Source organism: Mesorhizobium sp. ORS 3428 (genome assembly GCF_001854785.1).
Lineage (GTDB): Bacteria > Pseudomonadota > Alphaproteobacteria > Rhizobiales > Rhizobiaceae > Mesorhizobium.
In genome coordinates, this window is the sequence record NZ_MDFL01000096.1 from 1 (window position 1) to 1,215 (window position 1,215).

At 59.3% G+C, this 1,215-nt stretch carries 2 protein-coding genes; both read left to right on the plus strand.

What is annotated here, in order from left to right; genetic code table 11:
- Positions 1-747, plus strand: a 747-nt coding sequence (locus tag ORS3428_RS08680) for a sigma 54-interacting transcriptional regulator (RefSeq protein ID WP_172833667.1), incomplete at its 5' end; no start/stop codon positions are given.
- A gap of 78 nt (positions 748-825) precedes the next feature.
- Entirely contained in the window at positions 826-981 is a 156-nt protein-coding gene (locus ORS3428_RS33240; protein WP_157895941.1) for a hypothetical protein, read from the plus strand.
- Positions 982-1,215 lie beyond the last annotated feature (234 nt).

Below are 1,215 nucleotides of genomic sequence, written 5' to 3' on the forward strand. Positions count from 1 at the left end.
CAGGCTAAGCTGTTGCGCGTCTTGCAGGAAGGCGAGTTGGAGCGCGTCGGCGGCACCAGGACGCTAACGGTCGACGTCCGGCTGATATGCGCCACCAACAAGGACCTCGAGACGGCTGTGGTGAACGGAGAGTTTAGAGCCGACCTTTACTATCGCATCAATGTCGTGCCAATCATGCTGCCACCGCTCAGAGAGCGACCCGGTGATATTCCACGCCTTGCGAAGGCCTTCCTCGATCGATTCAATAGCGAGAACCACCGCGAGCTCGCCTTCGCTCCGTCGGCGCTTGAGCTGATCTCGCAATGCTACTTCCCCGGTAATGTCCGTGAGCTGGAAAACTGCGTGCGAAGGACGGCCACGCTTGCGCGTTCAAGCACGGTCGCACCTTCGGATTTCGCCTGCCAGAATAGCCAGTGCCTGTCTTCCCTCCTCTGGAAAGGAGCCGAGCGTTCAAATGACAACAATGCCAGCGATGAGTTCGGCCGCAACAGAATGCCGGTTGAATCGCCGCTGGGAGCCAGGCGCATCGGCACCTCCGAGGGCGAGGCGGTGCCCRTCAACGGCCGCGATCCGAGCAATCCCGCCTGGGGTGCAACAGGCCTGCGTGTGACCGATCGCGCCCGGCTGATCGATGCGATGCAGAAAGCCGGCTGGGTTCAGGCCAAGGCTGGTCGTATCCTCGGCCTCACGCCGCGGCAAATCGGCTATGCCCTGCGTCGGCATGGTATCGAGGTGAAGAAGTTCTAAACGCCCTGCGACGTCAAACGTCAGGCCTCCTCACACCGTATGCGAGTGGAGTCTTTGAGGCGCCACTCGACGCAGCGCATGTTGAATCGCGGCATCTACGTCACCGGCGTCTCCTTCCCGGTGGTGCCGAAGGCTAGGCGCGCATCCGAAGTCCAGATGATCTTGAACCACAAGCAGGCGATTGGCTGGGTCATCGACAACATTGCGACGGTGGAGATCGCTCCGGAGAAGTGATGAGACTGCATGCGATGCTCATGCGCACTCTGGTCAGGCAGAACAATCTCGGCGCGGTTCGACGCGACCCGGTTAGCGTCACGACCAGTTCATACGTACCGTGGTCCGACCACACCGAGTTATCAATGGGACTTTCGGAGCTCTGCTGGAAGGCCGATTATCTGGTTGACAAACCAAGGAACGGATCATTAACCCTTGCGTTCGATTATGAGAACAAAACGTGATTCGATTCTT